Origin of the sequence: Pseudoalteromonas sp. JC28 (assembly GCF_013319255.1) — a bacterium.
In the GTDB taxonomy this organism is placed as follows: domain Bacteria; phylum Pseudomonadota; class Gammaproteobacteria; order Enterobacterales; family Alteromonadaceae; genus Pseudoalteromonas.
This window is the reverse complement of sequence record NZ_QOKX01000011.1, coordinates 149,546-166,686: the sequence shown is the minus strand read 5'-3', so window position 1 is coordinate 166,686 and position 17,141 is coordinate 149,546. Positions and strand designations below refer to the sequence as shown.

Here is a 17,141-nt window from a genome sequence, read left to right as displayed (position 1 = left end):
TCGAAGCAGGCTACTTAGAATACAAAAAACGCCGCAATTTTGCGGCGTTTTTTTGTGCTCCATTTGCTGAATCTAAAACAAGCCGTACTCTTCTGTTTCTTCTGGCTCATAATTTTGTAAATGTTCTGGGCGGAAAATGGCGCTAGGGTCAATCAATACGCTGTGACGTTTTCCCATCTTGACCAAACCCTTCATCAACTTTTTGGTTTGCGCATCGATTTCAAAACCAATACTGGTCATTTCCTGTAGTGATTTAATATCGCTTTCGTCACAGTGAACGTTATCTTCTACCTTATCGACAAGCAAACCGATATGCGGACTTTGGCCATCTTGAGTGGTAAAGACGATGATAGGTTTATGGTCAAGCATGATCTGATCACGGGCTGATTCAAACAATCTTATGAGTTTATTAAAAGTGGTGCTCTTTTCACGAGCGAGAGTATCTATGGCTTCTTGTTTATGTCCCTGTGCGCACATCACTAATAGTTTATCCGCTAATGAATGTAGTTTTGCATGTGGTTCTTCGAAGCGACTCAGTAGTGCTTTAAGATCGTCATTTTCAGTTTTGAAGCCGTAATACCACTGTCCAAAAGCACATTGCTTTGGATCTTTGGCTTTAGTGAAGGGGACATCGTTAAAAATGCTTGCTTCGAGTGCGACAAGCCATTCTTTATGATCTTGCTCTCGCTGCTGTAGCATGCTGACCAATTCTTGATTGGTCTCATAGGAAGAGCGTTTGTTCAATATGATCCCTAAATCAAAAATAGGGGTCGGTACGCCCATGTAATCTTTGACGCCCAAGAAGCTGGGGTTGTCATTGGGTAAATCCGTTAAATTTTCTTCGTAGCGTTCAGTTAATAGAATATCGAGGATTTGCAGTGATATTGTTTTTTTCCCGACGCGAAAGTTAATTAAATCCATGTCAGCCTCGCATATGGTCAGTATCAACTAAGCATAGAACATTATTGGAAAAAGGAACGGTAAACTGGCAATTTCTTTTGCGCTGGCTGGAGCATAAATACCTCTTTAATAACGGTGTTATGCTCCAACTCGTGTTGTAATGCGTTTAGTAGGCAATTGCTGTCAATAGGCAGATCACATTGCTGGATAGCAGTCGTCAACAAGTAGGCATTGAGATAGCCTTCGAATACCTGTTCGTTTTGGGAAAGTGTGCTATTGCGAACTGCTTCGCGAAAAGTGTCACAAAGCTTACCCTTACAAATCGCTGGGTCAGGCACAACTTCGGTGACTAATACTTTGGGCTTGCCTCTGAGTCTAGCGAATAGCTCATTGGAGGAGGCAAATGAAACCGTGGCGTATTGTGTTTCTAGGCCAACTTCCATGGCACGATTGATAAACTTAGACAGTGGCGTGTAGGTGCCGACCATAGCCAAGCCTTCAATTTTATGGCGCTGTGCTTGCTCAAGTGCTCGCTCAATATCATCAGTATTTCGTCTAAAACGGGTTATCACAACAGGTTTGAATCCACGTTCAGCTAACGCTTTGGTAAGGCTTTTTTCTACGGTGAGACCAAATTCATCGGCTTGTATGAGTAGAGCGACTCGCTTGAGTTTTTGTTCATCGACGAAGTAGCGGATGATATCTTGAGCCTCTTTATTATAGCTAGTGCGGAGGTTAAACACATTAAAAGTAATAGGATCTTGGAGAAACTCAGCGCCAGTATATGGCATAAGAAAGGGAACTTTAGAGTGTTCTAAAATTGGTTTTATAGCGTAAGAGGTTGGGGTGCCCATAACGCCAAATAATGCATCGACCTTATTTTCATAAACGAGCTTACGAGCATTGGTTACAGTTTTGTGTGGCTCATAGCCATCATCTAGCACCTGCAACTCAATCTTAGCTGCGCCATCCGTTTTATGCTGGTTATAAAAGTTAAAATGTAGCTCAGCACCAGCCCTTAGTTGTTGACCAATCTCTTTTGCAGGACCTGAGAGTGCGGTGGACATACCAATCTTCACCACAGGTTGAGCGGAAGCTGCAAAGCTCAGTACAGCAGAAGCAAAAGTGAATAGTAAAAATTTAACACCGAAAATACTCATATACTTGCCGTACTGTCTCTCTTAGCGTTGTGGTGAGAGCTTTTTTACCAGATAACCCAAGCAAATTAATTACGACGTGGGTCGAATGTTGCTGTAATATTAGACGAATCACTAATGCTTTGGAAACTTTAGTTAAGTTTTTAAGCAATCGAGGATCGGTTGTGATCAACTGCCATAAAAAAGGACATACTTGTTGCTCAACCGGGTTGCTTTTACGTAAATAGCGCAAATAATCTAGCTGCTCATTAGCTATATGTTCAAAGGGTAAGGTCGCCAATAGCGCGCTCACCACCTCAGTATCGAGTTGTTGATAGTGCGAGCGCAACTGATAGAAAAAAGCTTGTTTGAATACTCGAGTATAGGCGTTGTCTAAGTCGCCTCGGATTTTTTTGAACATCAAAACTGCATACTCGCCACTGGCCTTATCTTGCTTAAATCCCAGTTTCATCGGCTGATAGTGACGTTGTGACCAAAACGAAAGCAATGGCGCTGTAAGGCCAAAACTGGTTCCTATGTAACTGATATCTTCTGGTAATGTGGTTTCAAAACATTCAAGTAATTGACTGCCAATTCCTTGCTGTTGTACATCCGGGTGCACGGCTATTCTAACGACTCTTGCGCTTTTTTCGGTGACAAAACGGCTATCACCCAAGCTTGTCGTTAGCTGCTGCGCCAAGAGATGGCCTGTGGGTCTTCGTTTTCCTACTAGAATATCTTCTGCGAGATCTGAAGCGAGTCCGCCTTCGATGACAGCAAGGCAAATGCCTACTAGTTCGTTATTGCAAAATGCACCTTGTAAGCGCAGATCGGGTGCATCTAACAATTGCCTTAAATCATCCACGCTGGTTTGATAATGCGCTAAAACGAGCAGTGAAAATACTTGCTCAAGTAACTGGCTATTTTCTACCAATTCACTCTGGGAAATAGCGCGCATTGTGGTTGATGAAGTGAGTATGGGTGATGTCGCCTTACACTCGAGTACAAATAAATCTCTGATCTGCTGCTCCAGTGGATCATCTGACGCATAACGAATAGGAGTCGACAAGGTGAAATCAAGATAACTTGGGTAATGTGATTCTAAGTAGCGTTTAAACCGTAACGTGTAGCCTCTACCATTACCCTCATAACCAACTAAGGTGCTGGAAAAAATGCAGCGAAAACCAAGTTGAGTGATTTGTATTAAAAATGGAACTGGCAGGGCAGCTGCCTCATCTACCAAAATAATCGTATTGCTATCAAGCGTAGAGGCTTGTTGTAGTAACGCATCTGGTGCCATATAGCTGAGATTAGCCAGCTTCTTCGTTTTTACATCAACCTCTGTATTGAGTGTTTGAGCAAACATGCTAAAGCAACTATGCAGCGCATGAAAATGGCGGCTACAAATAACAAATTGTTGTGTAGGATGCTTTGATGCCAAGAGACCTAATAACGCGCTCTTCCCTCGACCTCTATCTGCACTCAGTAATACAGGTGTTTGCTGGTTTTCCAATATTGCGGAGAGTTGCGCAAGTACAATTTGTTGCTCTTCAATACCACTAACCACTGAACTTGTAGCAAGATACGCTGAGGGTAATTGAGCTCCAAAGTGTTCACTGATATGCCAAACTGTTCGTTGCTGCCAGAGCTGCTGCCACCTTTTTAAAAAGTGGCTGTGTTTGGGCGTTTGCCCCTCTGAACACCAGCGGGTAATTGCAGGGTCTAGCCAGTGGTCAAGTTCATCTAACTCGGGAAGTAACAACAGCAGTAAGCCGCCTGCTTTTACCGTGCCCGCTGCCGCTGCGATTTTGTTAGGCACAATACCGCTAAAGCCGTCGTAGACTAGGTTGCTAAATTCTTGTCCGAGTATTTGGTGTAAATGCTCAGGCCAAACGGCATTTTCTAATGTCTTATTGCTACTTAGGATAAGATTATCGTTTGAGTTTGCTAGTAGCTGCTGACACTGCGCGTAACACCAAGCTTGGCTGCCGGTGATAAGCAAGAGTTGCCGATGGCGGGCATCGGCAAGCTGAGAACGTAATTGTGAAAGACTAGAGTGCTTGAAGTCTTGCATAGGCGGTTACTAACCACTTACTACCAACATCATCAAAGCTAACCTGGATGCGTGATTGAGCACCTGCACCTTCATAGTTAAGCACTGTACCTGCACCAAATTTGGCATGGAGGACGCGCTGGCCTAAATTAAAGCCGCTATCTTCAAAGGTCGCGTGACTGATTGATGGGCTGAATCGACCCGAGTTAGCCGGACGAGAAATTTGCGTTTTGATCCGGATTTCTTCCATGCAGTCTTCAGGAATTTCACGTAAGAACCTTGAAGGGCTGTGATGTTTTTCTTGACCATACAAGCGGCGACTTTCTGCGTGGCTAATGTAAAGCTTATCCATGGCACGTGTCATACCGACGTAGCACAAGCGGCGCTCTTCTTCCAAGCGGCCTGACTCTTCATTACTTTGTTGCGATGGGAACATGCCTTCTTCCACCCCAACCATAAAGACCAATGGGAACTCGAGACCTTTGGCCGAGTGCAGCGTCATCATTTGTACCGCATCTTCGTGCTCGTCTGCCTGGCCTTCGCCTGCCTCCAAAGAGGTATAGGCTAAAAAGCCTTGTAATGGTGAAGTAAAATCTTCATCGATAGGCAGCTCATACTGACCACAAGCACTGATCAATTCTTCCAAGTTTTCCACTCGAGCGCGGCCTTTTTCGCCTTTTTCGGCTTGATACATTGCCATGAGACCTGACTGCTCAATGGCTGTCTGTGCTTGTTGTGCCAGTTCAAGCTCGGCAATTTTATCGTCTAGCTGCTCGACTAATTCAATAAATTTTGTCACCGCCGTAGCTGCTCTTCCCGCTAAATGCTTTTGCGCAAGTACGGCTTTGGCTGCATCCCAAAGTGAGAGTGATTCGTGACGTGCACAATCGCGAATATGACTTAACGTTTTATCACCAATACCACGGGTTGGGGTGTTTATCACACGCTCAAATGCCGCGTCGTCATTACGATTACTGATTATACGAAGGTAAGACAGGGCATCTTTAATCTCTTGGCGTTCGAAGAAACGCATACCGCCATAAATACGGTATTTTAGCCCTTCTTGAAGTAAGGCTTCTTCTAACACTCGGGACTGTGCGTTGTTTCTGTAGAGTACCGCGCTGTCGCTGAGCGCATTGCCAGCCTGTAACCAAGATTTAATTTTGCCAACCACAAAGCGTGCTTCATCAAGTTCATTAAAAGCGGCGTAAATTGAAATTGGCTCGCCTTGGTTACCGTCAGTCCAGAGACTTTTACCCATTCGTTCGGCGTTGTTTTCAATGAGCGCATTGGATGCTTTTAGAATGGTTGCAGTAGAACGATAATTTTGTTCAAGTCGGATCGTTTCGGCGTTAAAGTCGTCCAGAAAACGTTTGATGTTTTCAATTTTTGCACCACGCCAGCCGTAAATACTCTGGTCGTCATCCCCTACGATCATGATATTGTTGTCACTACCTGCAAGCAGGCGTAGCCACAAATATTGAATGCTGTTGGTATCTTGGAACTCGTCCACTAGCATATGGCGGAAGCGTTGTTGATAGTGACGTAGCAAGGTAGGTTGTTGCTGTAATAGCTCGTAGCAGCGCAATAGGATCTCGGCAAAATCAACAAGGCCGGCTCTATCACAGGCATCTTGGTAAGCACTATATACATTTAACATCAGCTGTTCATTGACATCGTATGCTTGAATATCTTTGGGTCTTAATCCTTCGTCTTTACGCGCGCTGATGTACCAGCTTAACTGCTTAGGTGGCCACTTTTTCTCATCAATATTCATGGCTTTGAGCAAACGGCGGATCATTCGTTGCTGATCATCGCTATCTAGAATTTGAAATGACTCTGGTAATTTAGCTTCACGGTGATGGGCGCGTAACATGCGGTGGGCAAGGCCGTGGAAAGTGCCTATCCACATGCCACCAACAGGGCCGTTGAGCGTCGCTTCAACACGAGCACGCATTTCTTTGGCTGCCTTATTGGTAAAGGTTACCGCGAAAATACTAAATGCAGAGGCGTGCTCAACTTGCATAAGCCAAGCTATACGATGAACGAGTACTCGTGTTTTACCTGACCCCGCACCAGCGAGCACTAACATGTTTTGCAGAGGTGCGGCGACTGCATCGCGCTGTTTGTCGTTGAGGCCGTCGAGTAATTCTGATACGTCCATTGCTTTGCCTATTTGCTCAAATGATGGCAAGTATACCGAGTCGCTGCCGTAAATCCCAGCATATCGCAAAGCAAACCTAACCGAATAAAGGTAACGTTATGATTTATAAAGAAACATAAACTGGTTTTTTATACAGTATCTATATTTATTTTTGCAAAACGTCCTTCAACCGATTTTGTACCTCTGTAACCAATAAATCGGGCTGGAATTTTGATAGAAACGCATTACAACCCACTTTTTCGACCATGGCATGATTAAAGCTGCCACTGAGTGAGGTATTGAGAATGACATAAAGGTCTTTCAGGCGACTGTCATTGCGAATTTCATAGGTGAGTCGATAACCATCCATAACCGGCATTTCTGCATCGGTGATCACCGCAAGTAACTCTTTTTGTACGTCGATACCTTCGTCGGCCCAGTGCTTTAACACATTGAGCGCCTCTTGGCCGTCAGTCGCTGGGATGATTTCTATGCCCAATTGTGCCAAGGTATCGGCAACTTGACGACGAGCAGTCGGCGAGTCATCGGCATGTAGAATTTTACGGCCATGAAACTCGTTGATGATATCTTTATCTAGAATGTCTTGCGGGATCTCAACTTTGTATTCAACGATTTCGGCAAGTACCTTTTCTACATCGATAATTTCAACGATGTGTTCAACGCCGTCACGTTTGATTTTGGTCAGTGCGGTGAGATAGTGATTGCGGCCAACAGACTTAGGGGTTGGCATAATATCGGACCACGTAGTATTGACGATTTGGTCAACTTTACCAACTAAGAAAGCCTGCACTGAGCGGTTGTACTCTGTGATCACTAAGTTGCAGTCTTTGTCTCGGTCGCATGGCGGCATGCATATCGCTTGTCGTAAATCGATAACCGGAATAGACTCGCCACGGATGTTGGTTACGCCACACACTTTAGGGTGTGCATTGGGCATTTTGTTAAGATGAGGGAGCTTAACAACTTCTTTTACCTTGAAGACGTTGAGCGCAAAAAAGTGGCGGCTATGAAGATGAAACAATAGCAACTCTAGGCGGTTTTCACCCACCAGTTGTGTGCGTTGATTTACTGAGGCCAATACGCCAGCCATGTTAACCCCTCATTACTTCTTGTAACCTTTTCTAAGACTATATCAAAGAAGTCGATATGTCGTGTTGTTTTTTGGCTAAAATCTGCAGTAAGGTAGCAGTATGTATTTGATAGGGAAGCAATATGCCTATAATTTTTAAGCGCTTAGTTGTTTTGATGCGGGCTCATGTGGATAAGGCCAGCTGGCAACTGTTATTTATGGCAACGCTCATTCATATGTCAGTGACCTGGGGGTTATTATGGCTCAGCAATGAATCGGCGTTATTACCACTGAGCACGTTCTTTTATTACTACGTGGTGACGACTTCAACAGTTGGCTACGGAGACTTTAGTGCAACAACGGATTTTGGCCGTTTAGTCGTTGCCATAATACAGATCCCATTTGGCCTTGCGCTATTTGGTGTGTTATTGGGAAAAGCTGGACAATTTGTGACGTATTGGGTGAGAAGAGGCATGACAGGGGAAAAAGACTTTGCACATTTGCAAAACCACATTGTAATTTTTGGTTGGCATGATGTTAGAACAAAAAAAATGGTGGATTACATTTTAGGTGACAATAAACGCGAAGATAGAAAAATCGTATTAGCCGTCACCGAGGCCATGGAGCATCCGCTGTTGAGTTATCCGGAAGTCGCATTTGCGCGTTTAACCAGCTTTACTGATGACGAACAGCTAAGTCGGATTAACATTGAGCGGGCTGACAAAATCATCATTGATGGCGATGATGATAACCAGACATTTACCACCGCGCTAAAGCTTAGTCGGGTAGTAAAACCCGAAGCACATATTAGCGCGCACTTCTTGGACGATAGCAAAGCACTACTTTTAAGAGAGCATTGTAAAAATGTTGAATGCTCAGCATCTATGTCTGCGGAAATCTTAGTGCGAGCCATGCAAGACCCAGGCTCAAGCCGAGTACAAGAGGAATTGCTGTCGACGCTACACGGCGATACGCAATTTAGCTTAGCCTTACCTGCAGAGGTAAGCTGTTTAACCTTTGGTGATATTTTTGGTTATTTTAAACAGCATCATGATGCGACGCTGCTCGGTGTTGCGCACGATATAAATGCGCTAAATATGGATCTAAACCCACCTCTGGATTACAACATCACAGGGGGAGATATTTTGCACTATATTGCACCACAGCGAGTGCTTGCATCAGAGGTTGACTGGTCATCACTATGTTCGAAGAACTCTTTTTGATGATTGCTGTTGTGTGCGCTTACTTACTTCCTGTCGCTTTGGTTGCAGGAAGCAAGCGCAGCAAAGGGCATGAAAAAAACGGCTGGCTGATAGGAACGCTACTGTTTTCTTGGGTCGCTTTGCTGCTATATATCAGCATAGTGCCTAAGCACGGGCGACAAAAAGGCAAAGCAAAACGTTAGCTTTGCCCCGACATCTCTAAAATAACCTGCCACTCAGGTTCGATGATGGGCATGATGGATAACCTCCCCCCTTTTTTTAGAGCCAGCTCGGTGAGCGCAGTGTTGGCTTTTATCGCTTGCAGGGTCACCGGGCGTAGGTGCCGCTCATATGCTAGAGTGACACCTACCCAGCGAGGGTTATCAGTGCTTGATTTAGCATCATAATAATCACTGCTTAAGTCAAATTGATGTGGATCTGGCTCTGCTGCTTTCACCACTTTGGCAATACCGACAACCGCAGGGACTTTACAGCTTGAGTGGTAAATAAACACTGAGTCACCCACCTTAACCTCGTCACGCAGGAAGTTTCTTGCCTGATAATTACGAATTCCCTCCCAAAAAGTTTGCTGCTCAGGCGCGTTTTTTAAGTCATCAATGGAAAATGCATCGGGTTCTGTTTTAAACAGCCAATAAGCCATATGGGTTAGTCCAATAGTTTGAGTTATGATGTATTATACTCATTTGAGCAATGTACTTGGTTTGCTACCAGTCCGAGTCTTACTTGGATTTGGTAAAAGTATTATCTCATTATAACGACTATCGCCAGTTCTACTAGACGTTCGGAGTGCAACATGAGTCAAGTGTTACAAAATCTGTTGGATTTGCTCAGCCTTGAAGAAATTGAGCAAGGAATATATCGAGGTCAAAGCCAAGACCTTGGTTTTCCTCAAGTGTTTGGAGGTCAGGTGATGGGGCAGGCGTTGTCCGCAGCAAAATACACCTTACCAGAAGGGCGCTTTGTTAACTCGCTGCACTCTTACTTTTTGCGTCCTGGTGATGCAAGCAAGCCCATCGTCTACGATGTCGAAAACATTCGTGATGGTCGCAGTTTTAGCACTCGTAGGATCAGTGCCATTCAATATGGTAAGCCGATATTTTACATGACTGCCTCTTTCCAAGGGGATGAACCCGGCGTTTCTCATCAATCTTTGATGCCGGATGTGCCAGAGCCTGAAACATTGAAGTCATCACTTCACTTTTATCAAGAACATGCGGACCTCATTCCAGAATCACTTCGAGCGAAATTTACGCAAGAAATGCCGCTGGATATGCGCCCTGTAAACTTTCAAAATCCATTCAAACCTAAAAAACAGGACCCGGTGAGAAATGTTTGGTTTAAAGCCAATGGTGACATGCCGGACGACAGAAGGATCCACAACTATTTGCTGGCTTATGCCTCTGATTTTGAATTTCTACCAACTGCACTACAACCACATGGTTTGTCGTTTATGCAGCCAAATATGCAAGTCGCGACAATAGACCATGCGATGTGGTTCCATCGTCCGTTTAGAATGGATGAATGGATTTTATATAGCGTTGATAGTCCGAGCGCGTCTAATGGCCGAGGCCTAGTACGTGGTCAATTTTTCAACCGCCAAGGTGAGTTAGTTGCGTCGACTATTCAAGAAGGCGTGATGCGCCAACGCTAATTTGTTGGAAAGTGTATGGCGCTTTTTAACAGTAATCTTGCTTGGTGCTTTGTGCAGTACTAAGCAAATCACAAACTTACAAATCCATAACTATTTGTTATAAAAATGAATTTAGGTTTGTTGATGGCCGCTTCTTAAGTCGTCTGCACTACTTTTTCCGGTGCTGTACTCGGTTTTATTTTGCACTATCTTTAAAATCCCATCTAGATGTAGCGTTATTGCATTTTTCCCAAACAAAAATTAACACTAAAGTCAGCTAAATTTATCTACATTGTTATTAACAAAACGAATCGCTGCGTCACAGACTGGCGCATATGACTTTAGGAGAATGATAATGAATAAACCGCTTGCCACAGTAATTGCATTGACGTTTGTCGGATTAACCGCGGGTTGCGCAACGGAAGCATCAAGAACGGTAGAAGCACCTAAAGTGGCCTCATATAATCAGACATATAATGGACCAAAAAGTCAGTTAGCGGTTGGTAAATTGCAAAACCGTTCAGCTTTTCACAATGGTGTGTTTAGTTCAGGACCGGATCGCTTGGGTTCTCAGGCTAAAACTATTCTGACCACCCATTTACAGCAGAGTAATCGCTTTATTGTTTTAGATAGAGAAAACATGACAGAGATTGCTCAAGAAGCTGGATTTGCGGGCGCAAAACAAAGTATTAAAGGCGCTAACTTTGTGATCACGGGAGATGTTTCCGAGTTTGGTAGAAAAGAAGTAGGTGATAAACAATTGTTCGGCATCCTAGGTAAAGGAAAATCGCAAATTGCTTACGCTAAGGTAAATCTGAATATCGTTGATGTGACTAGTTCAGAAGTTGTCTACTCAGTGCAAGGTGCTGGAGAATACAGCTTATCTAATCGAGAAATGGTTGGTTTTGGTGGCACTGCGGGGTATGACTCAACGCTAAACGGCAAGGTATTGGATTTAGCTATTCGTGAAGCCGTTAATAACTTGGTGAGTGGCATCGAGAAAGGCGATTGGAAGCCTTTATAGACAATCCCCACAGCTAATCTAAACCTCAGGTAAATTATGAAGCAAATGATATTTGTGGCGACTTTACTATTGATATTGTCTGGTTGTCAGAGTACGACACCACAATATTATTACGGTTCTTACGAACGTAACCTCTATGAGTTCTTTCGAGGTGATGGGCAGTCGCTTGAGCAGCAGATCAGTCAGTTAGAGTCAAGCATAGCGCGCGCAGAAGTAAAGCAGATCAGTCCAGCACCAGGTATGTATGCGCATCTCGGTTACTTATATTTGATGCAAGGGGATAACGGCAAAGGGTTTGCGTATTTTGAACAGGAAAAGCAACTGTATCCTGAGTCTCGACAATATATCGACTTTTTACTAAAAAATGCGCAGGGAGAATAAGATGAAATGGATTAAAGCGAGCTTGGTGCTTTTGACTTTTGCCATATTGAATGGCTGTGCGACAGCACCTAAACAGGATTATAGTGCCTTTATCCAAAGCGATCCTAAGTCGATACTGGTGTTACCGCCTATCAATAATTCCAATGAAGTTGTTGCGCCTTTTGGGGTAATGGCGACAGTAGTGAAGCCACTTGCCGACTCTGGCTATTATGTTTTTCCAGTATCTTTGGTTAATGAGACTTTTAAAAATAACGGCTTAACTGTGGCTCATGATGTTCACAGTGTCGCGATAGACAAGCTCTATGAAATCTTTGCTGCGGACGCCGCCTTATACATAGAGATTCAAGATTATGGTACGTCATACGTTGTATTAGATAGTGACACTACCGTAGCGCTATCGGCAAGGTTGGTTGATTTAAAAACTGGCCAAGTAATTTGGCGTGGTAAATCAAAAGCGTCAAGTAGTGAAGACAGAGATGACCGTGATAGCAGTTTGGCTGGCGCATTGATTGGCGCGGTACTAAATCAGGTGATTGAAAGCACTTCAGATAAAGGATTTGAAGTTTCACAGAAAGCATCACAGAGATTATTATCAGCGGACTCAAGCAATGGTTTGCTTTATGGCGTGCGCTCACCTAAGTATGGGCAGCCGAAGTGAGCCACTAATCCCAATAATAATTGAACTGTAATGAAAGTCGGGATGTTTCTGCATAGTCCCAACCAATTCTTACATCGGATTGAGGCGAAAGCCGGTTTGCGAGCTCAAGTTTGACATGTGCTGCGTGATGAGTGTTTTTCGAGATAGAGGTTCTGAATGCAAAAGAATTATTTAGCCTTGAAAGTAAGCCAACTTCAATACCAGGGCTGAGATAGTAATTGTTATTTATAGAAAAAGTTTCTATTGTTGCGAGAGCAAATGTGATGCTGCTAGCATTTAGCAGATGGGCGTAGCCTGCAGCAGTATTTAATCCAACAAAAGCGCAATCATTACAATAAGCCTGCTGCTTTTCATAGCCTAAGCGTAGGCGCCAAGCCCAGTTTTGGTTATCAAACCCTTTTGCATAGCTTGGATTAAAGGACTCTAAATCCAGCACGTCAAACTTGTAAATATCTATGTCGTTATCAGCTAGCGCAAGTTCTACATCCAGCATTTCTAAGTTTGAAAATTTAACTCTAGCAGTGTCTGGAGAAAGCGAATCAAAATATGTCAATCTAAAGCCAAACCTCGCAGTATACTCTGAATCGGGCTGTGACTGAATGGCTAGGCTTACTTTCGACGGTTTTGTTGCCAAGTGTGGTGCTTTGTCACTTGGTGTTATAGCCGAGAGGGATTTCGCCTTACTGATGCCTGCTGGAAGCTTTATTCGTTCTTTTAGCAATACACGTTTAAACTCGCTGTTGCGTTTCTCGTCTCTTTCTAAGGTAAGTTGCAGCTGTACAAAGCTCATCAATACTTCAAGTAATATTACTTTTTGCTCAGTTGGAAGCTGTTGATACTTTTCATTATTGAAGTCTTTTTGATGGTGATAAAGATGGATTGCCAACGATCTGAGCTCAGGACTTAATTTCTCATATAAGTTGTAGAACTCACTGCTTGTTGAAGGAATATAATGAATCGCTGACACTAAAGAATTATCTTGGTGCTTAGCTTGATTCAATCTATCAAAAATAGTGACAGGGATCACCCAAGGCGGTAGGTCAGTCGTTAATGGCTTATCAAGCACAAGTTCAATAAGTTGTGCGATATGAAATGCGCAATTTTCGTCAGCAAAGTAATAATCAAATTGAGCGTTTAGTAATTCCCAAAGGTGTTTTGTAATAAATTCGACTTCATCTGGTGTTAAATTTAATTTGTACTCCCAAAGGTCACGCAGCTCGTCCGCACTGTAGTTATGGTGATGATGAAAAAATCGCTGATCTGAAAAGCCAGCCTGATAGCCGCCAAATAACCCTCTAGCTATATAAACTAACCCATTTTCGTCCTCTGGAACGATTGCGCCATAATTGACACTCCGGTCTAACAGGATATTGTGAGCTGATTGAGAGCCGATTTTAAGTAACATATGCCCATACAGCGAGGCCGGGTTGCTCATGTATCCGGAGGCAAACACTAAGCTGATAGAATTCCAGTCACCTTCATTTTTCCATCCATCAAAAGCCACGCAAGCTGGCGCTTTTGGCAACGGAACGCCTTGGGATCTTAGCCACTTGGCTCGAGCCGGAAATTGGCACTGTGAACTAGGCTCACGTTGAAAAGCTGCAATAGTTGCATTAAGTTCGTTCGCTGGTGAAAATTGGGTGTGATCAGATAGAAAAAAAGAAGCTGATTTTATTAAACTGTGGCCATCTTTCTTTAGATGGAGAAGTTTTTGCCACGTTGTGTTTTGGGCCAGCTCGTTGGTATCAAAGCTTAATGTGGCTGTACTATAAAACAGTAAGCTGTAAGCTGAATATTTGAGAACGATCTTCATCAAAAAAGTGAGCACAGCGCTATTAGGTGTGCTCACCTATACTATTTAGCTTGCGTTACACTGAGCTGAATAGCTAGTCGAAACGCGAGTTTCTACGATGTTGTATAGTGCTTCAGCGTTATTTGCAGGCTGCGCTGCGTAGTCATTTCTGATAGCGGTTACAATGTCAGCTGTTGCTGCTGCGTCACAGCCACGTACTGCTAACATCGCAGACACGTATTCACCTTGGCCTTCCGCAATTTCTTGCTCCAGTGTAGGGAATGTTTGCTGAATAAACATTGCAGTTTTTACTTCACGACCAGCACAAGATTCTACAGATGAAATCTTTGTAGAAACAGCAGTCGTACCAAGGTCCCAAATGATATTCGAAATTGCAGCAGCTGCACCATTATCTGGGAAGATGATTGCACCGATACCACATTCTTGCCAAGGGTTTACAGAATCAGAAGCGTGTGCAGCTAGAGGGGCAGTCATTGCGCCAACGACGATTGCTGCAGCTAGAGTAGTTTTAAACATTTTACATCCTATAGTTGTTTTTATTTCGCCTAGTCTTCAAAGGCGGAACGGGATTCTATAGGTTAATTTTTAATTCCACAACAATAAACCTCCCACACTTGTAAATTTGTGTAAATGCCTCAGGCGGCTTTAGGCTACTGCTGCTATATTCAATACACTTGAATGAGTTTGGTGCTTATCATGGCAATAATTAGTGAATTTAGACCCGGTTATTTTTGTTGGATTGAATTGTGTTCAAGCGACTGGCAGTCAGCAAAACCTTTCTATAGCCAACTATTTGATTGGCAAATTCTTGACCAGCCCATTGGTGAAGATTGTTATTACACCATGTTGCAAAAAGAAGTCGATGATGTCGCAGCGATGTATCAGATGACCGCTGAGCAACAACAAGGAGGCATGCCTAGTCACTGGCTTGCTTATGTGGCGGTAGACAATGTCGATGAATGTCTAAACAAAGCCAACGAGCTCGGTGCTGAAGTGCTTGCAGGCCCTCATGATGTCCCAGGGGCAGGGCGGATGGTGATGTTAAAGGAGCCAGGTGGCGCGGTGTTTGCGTTATGGCAAGAGGGTGGCCATATTGGGACGCAACGTCATCTTGAAGCGAATACCCCTTATTGGTTTGAGCTAGTGAGTAAAAACAGCGCCAAAAGTCGTGACTTTTATTCCGCATTATTTGGGTGGCAAATCGAAGTCAAAGACATGGGAAATATGGACTACACCTTGTTCAAAGTAAATGAGCAACCCGTCGCTGGCATGTTAGAAATGACGGCTGAATGGGGTGAAGACATTCCTCCGCACTGGATGGTTTACATTGCGGTATTGGACTGCGATAGTAAAGCTGAATATGCCCAAAAGCTTGGCGGAGAAATTTGTGTACCGCCGACAGATATACCAGATGTAGGTCGCTTCAGCGTGATAACCGATCCTCAAGGGGCGGTATTCTCTATCATAGAATCTGCCATGGATGATATTTCAACTTAATGCATTTCTAATTCAATCACTTTGCCATGGCAAGTGGCAAAGTTCTCAGAGAGCCGGTTTAGAATAGTATCGCGCTCTCCACTACTATTTAGCTGCTTGATAGACGCTGTTAATTTCGGCAGTAGGTCTTGGTGTTTACGATTGATATAGTGATAAATAGGATAACTCGCATCTCGTAGCCTACGCACATAAACTGCGGCGAGTCCTGACTGACATAGCGCACCAAGCGCAAATAAGTCATCAGCTAAAATTTGTTCTACATGACCTTTTTCAAGTGCTTGAAACGCAGAAACATCGTTAGAGACCGCGTTACAGGTCAACCTTTTACGCTGACAAACTTGCTCCGTTATTAAACTGCCTTGTATTACCACATAGTCTTGCCGGGTCGACAAAGTACAACGCTCCTTCTTGAGACAAAACACCGCCATTCGCACGGTTGCAAGTGGTTCGGGTATTTGCAGTAAGTTAGGATAGGCATTTGCAATAGCGCTAGTGCGTCCTGCCTCCGCATCATAAAACCCTTGATCTACATATTCTAATCCGCGCTCACTGGGTAACACGACAAGTGTGGGCGTGATGTCCAAAGGTGCGTATATTTTTTGCATGAGTTGTGCGATTTGCTGTTGGCCAAGCTGATAAGCGACCAGCTCACTGACATTGATTTGGTAGGCGAACGTCGCCTTGTGGATAAAGAAAAGCAAGAGGGTGCTAAGTGCGAGTTTCACAACATATCCTTACGGTTGTCAGAGTTATAACTGTAGCAAAGTTGTCAGAAAGTGAAAAAGTACATCATAAAAATGAATTCAGTCAGGATTGACCTTGAGTTTAGTAAACTCATACCAATTGTAATAGTTTGAGCATAAAAATCGTGAGGAGAAGGATATGACACTACATGTTTTGGTGACCGGTGCTAATCGTGGGATTGGATTAGAGTTTTGTAAACAATACTTATCTCTAGGCTGCAAAGTAACTGCGGTTGTTCGCAAAGCATCGGCAGAACTAGAATCTCTAGGCGTGGATATCATTGAAGATATAGATGTTGCGACGGAAAATGGCGCGAAAAAGCTATTGGCGGCATTGGGCTCGGAGAAAATAGACATTCTTATTAATAACGCTGGAGTATTTCACAATGAAACGCTAGCGGAAATGGATTTTGAAAATATCGACCACCAATTTAACGTTAATGCGCTAGGACCAATTCGAGTCACTCATGCACTGCTCGATAACCTCAAAGCCGGTAGTAAAGTTGCCATGATCACAAGTCGTATGGGTTCGATTGCAGATAATGGTTCTGGTGGTTACATTGGTTATAGAATGTCGAAAGCAGCATTAAACGCGGCGAGTGTGAGTATGGCTCACGAGCTGAAAAACCAAGATATCGCTGTTGGACTATTCCATCCTGGCTTTGTACAAACGCAGATGGTGGGATTTGCAGGTGATATTGGTCCAGATGTTGCCGCGGAACGTTTAATTAAGAGAATTGAACACCTAACTATCGAAAACAGTGGTGGTTTTTGGCACTCCAATGGAGACACGCTCCCTTGGTAATCAAGCAGGGCGCATCGTCGCCCCCTTTTCAGCCATCAGCCATCT

Annotated in this window: 17 protein-coding genes; 8 read left to right on the top strand and 9 right to left on the bottom strand. The window is 43.8% G+C overall.

Translation table 11 applies throughout. The features are described from left to right. Nucleotides 1-72: 72 nt before the first annotated feature. The 5 genes from DS891_RS21985 to DS891_RS21965 all read right to left on the bottom strand — a co-directional run bounded on the left by DS891_RS21985 (nucleotide 73) and on the right by DS891_RS21965 (nucleotide 7,343). Complete coding sequence (locus DS891_RS21985) at nucleotides 73-921, bottom strand: CZB domain-containing protein (protein ID WP_010607888.1); 849 nt, start codon at nucleotides 919-921, stop codon at nucleotides 73-75. 41 nt (nucleotides 922-962) lie between these two features. Continuing rightward, the gene (locus DS891_RS21980; protein ID WP_010607889.1) at nucleotides 963-2,060 is read right to left on the bottom strand and encodes an ABC transporter substrate-binding protein; all 1,098 of its coding nucleotides are present in this window, start codon (nucleotides 2,058-2,060) and stop codon (nucleotides 963-965) included. Further along, nucleotides 2,041-4,110, bottom strand: a complete 2,070-nt coding sequence (locus DS891_RS21975; protein ID WP_174170928.1) for a GNAT family N-acetyltransferase — start codon at nucleotides 4,108-4,110, stop codon at nucleotides 2,041-2,043. The genes DS891_RS21980 and DS891_RS21975 overlap by 20 nt, the downstream gene beginning before the upstream one ends. Further along, nucleotides 4,088-6,253, bottom strand: coding sequence for a DNA helicase II (gene uvrD, locus DS891_RS21970; RefSeq protein WP_010607891.1), 2,166 nt, complete (start codon nucleotides 6,251-6,253; stop codon nucleotides 4,088-4,090). The genes DS891_RS21975 and uvrD overlap by 23 nt, the downstream gene beginning before the upstream one ends. A gap of 145 nt (nucleotides 6,254-6,398) precedes the next feature. Next, on the bottom strand, nucleotides 6,399-7,343 hold the full coding sequence (locus DS891_RS21965; protein ID WP_010607892.1) for a chemotaxis protein CheV: 945 nt from the start codon (nucleotides 7,341-7,343) through the stop codon (nucleotides 6,399-6,401). Between the two features lie 122 nt (nucleotides 7,344-7,465). On the opposite strand from DS891_RS21965, the gene DS891_RS21960 reads away from it, so the two are divergent. After that, entirely contained in the window at nucleotides 7,466-8,545 is a 1,080-nt protein-coding gene (locus DS891_RS21960) for a potassium channel family protein (protein ID WP_010607893.1), read from the top strand. Further along, nucleotides 8,545-8,727 carry a hypothetical protein gene (locus DS891_RS21955; protein WP_010374482.1) on the top strand — a complete coding sequence of 61 codons (183 nt, stop codon included), beginning with the start codon at nucleotides 8,545-8,547 and terminating at the stop codon, nucleotides 8,725-8,727. The genes DS891_RS21960 and DS891_RS21955 overlap by 1 nt, the downstream gene beginning before the upstream one ends. On the opposite strand, the gene DS891_RS21950 is transcribed toward DS891_RS21955, so the two are convergent. After that, a complete protein-coding gene (locus DS891_RS21950) occupies nucleotides 8,724-9,185 on the bottom strand; it encodes an EVE domain-containing protein (RefSeq protein ID WP_102055875.1) in 462 nt (153 codons plus the stop codon). The genes DS891_RS21955 and DS891_RS21950 overlap by 4 nt on opposite strands. A 153-nt stretch (nucleotides 9,186-9,338) precedes the next feature. Between DS891_RS21950 and tesB the strand changes: the two genes are divergently transcribed. From tesB to DS891_RS21930, 4 genes are all read left to right on the top strand, one after another. Next, the gene (gene tesB, locus DS891_RS21945) at nucleotides 9,339-10,196 is read left to right on the top strand and encodes an acyl-CoA thioesterase II (RefSeq protein WP_095728597.1); all 858 of its coding nucleotides are present in this window, start codon (nucleotides 9,339-9,341) and stop codon (nucleotides 10,194-10,196) included. Between the two features lie 334 nt (nucleotides 10,197-10,530). Then, entirely contained in the window at nucleotides 10,531-11,199 is a 669-nt protein-coding gene (locus DS891_RS21940; RefSeq protein ID WP_174170927.1) for a CsgG/HfaB family protein, read from the top strand. Between the two features lie 36 nt (nucleotides 11,200-11,235). After that, complete coding sequence (locus DS891_RS21935) at nucleotides 11,236-11,580, top strand: DUF4810 domain-containing protein (RefSeq protein ID WP_102055877.1); 345 nt, start codon at nucleotides 11,236-11,238, stop codon at nucleotides 11,578-11,580. Nucleotide 11,581: 1 nt separating this feature from the next. Continuing rightward, on the top strand, nucleotides 11,582-12,238 hold the full coding sequence (locus tag DS891_RS21930) for a DUF799 domain-containing protein (protein WP_174170926.1): 657 nt from the start codon (nucleotides 11,582-11,584) through the stop codon (nucleotides 12,236-12,238). Nucleotides 12,239-12,242: 4 nt separating this feature from the next. On the opposite strand, the gene DS891_RS21925 is transcribed toward DS891_RS21930, so the two are convergent. Both DS891_RS21925 and DS891_RS21920 read right to left on the bottom strand, forming a co-directional pair. Then, entirely contained in the window at nucleotides 12,243-13,763 is a 1,521-nt protein-coding gene (locus DS891_RS21925) for a DUF4105 domain-containing protein (protein WP_254606015.1), read from the bottom strand. A gap of 333 nt (nucleotides 13,764-14,096) precedes the next feature. Beyond that, on the bottom strand, nucleotides 14,097-14,567 hold the full coding sequence (locus DS891_RS21920) for a DUF3015 family protein (RefSeq protein ID WP_069023445.1): 471 nt from the start codon (nucleotides 14,565-14,567) through the stop codon (nucleotides 14,097-14,099). 180 nt (nucleotides 14,568-14,747) lie between these two features. Here DS891_RS21920 and DS891_RS21915 point away from each other — a divergent pair, with 180 nt between their 5' ends. Further along, the gene (locus DS891_RS21915) at nucleotides 14,748-15,548 is read left to right on the top strand and encodes a VOC family protein (RefSeq protein ID WP_010607902.1); all 801 of its coding nucleotides are present in this window, start codon (nucleotides 14,748-14,750) and stop codon (nucleotides 15,546-15,548) included. On the opposite strand, the gene DS891_RS21910 is transcribed toward DS891_RS21915, so the two are convergent. Next, the gene (locus DS891_RS21910; RefSeq protein WP_174170925.1) at nucleotides 15,545-16,273 is read right to left on the bottom strand and encodes a transporter substrate-binding domain-containing protein; all 729 of its coding nucleotides are present in this window, start codon (nucleotides 16,271-16,273) and stop codon (nucleotides 15,545-15,547) included. The two genes, DS891_RS21915 and DS891_RS21910, sit on opposite strands and share 4 nt — an antisense overlap. A 157-nt stretch (nucleotides 16,274-16,430) precedes the next feature. Here DS891_RS21910 and DS891_RS21905 point away from each other — a divergent pair, with 157 nt between their 5' ends. Beyond that, complete coding sequence (locus DS891_RS21905) at nucleotides 16,431-17,096, top strand: SDR family oxidoreductase (protein WP_010607904.1); 666 nt, start codon at nucleotides 16,431-16,433, stop codon at nucleotides 17,094-17,096. The last annotated feature ends 45 nt before the right edge of the window (nucleotides 17,097-17,141 follow it).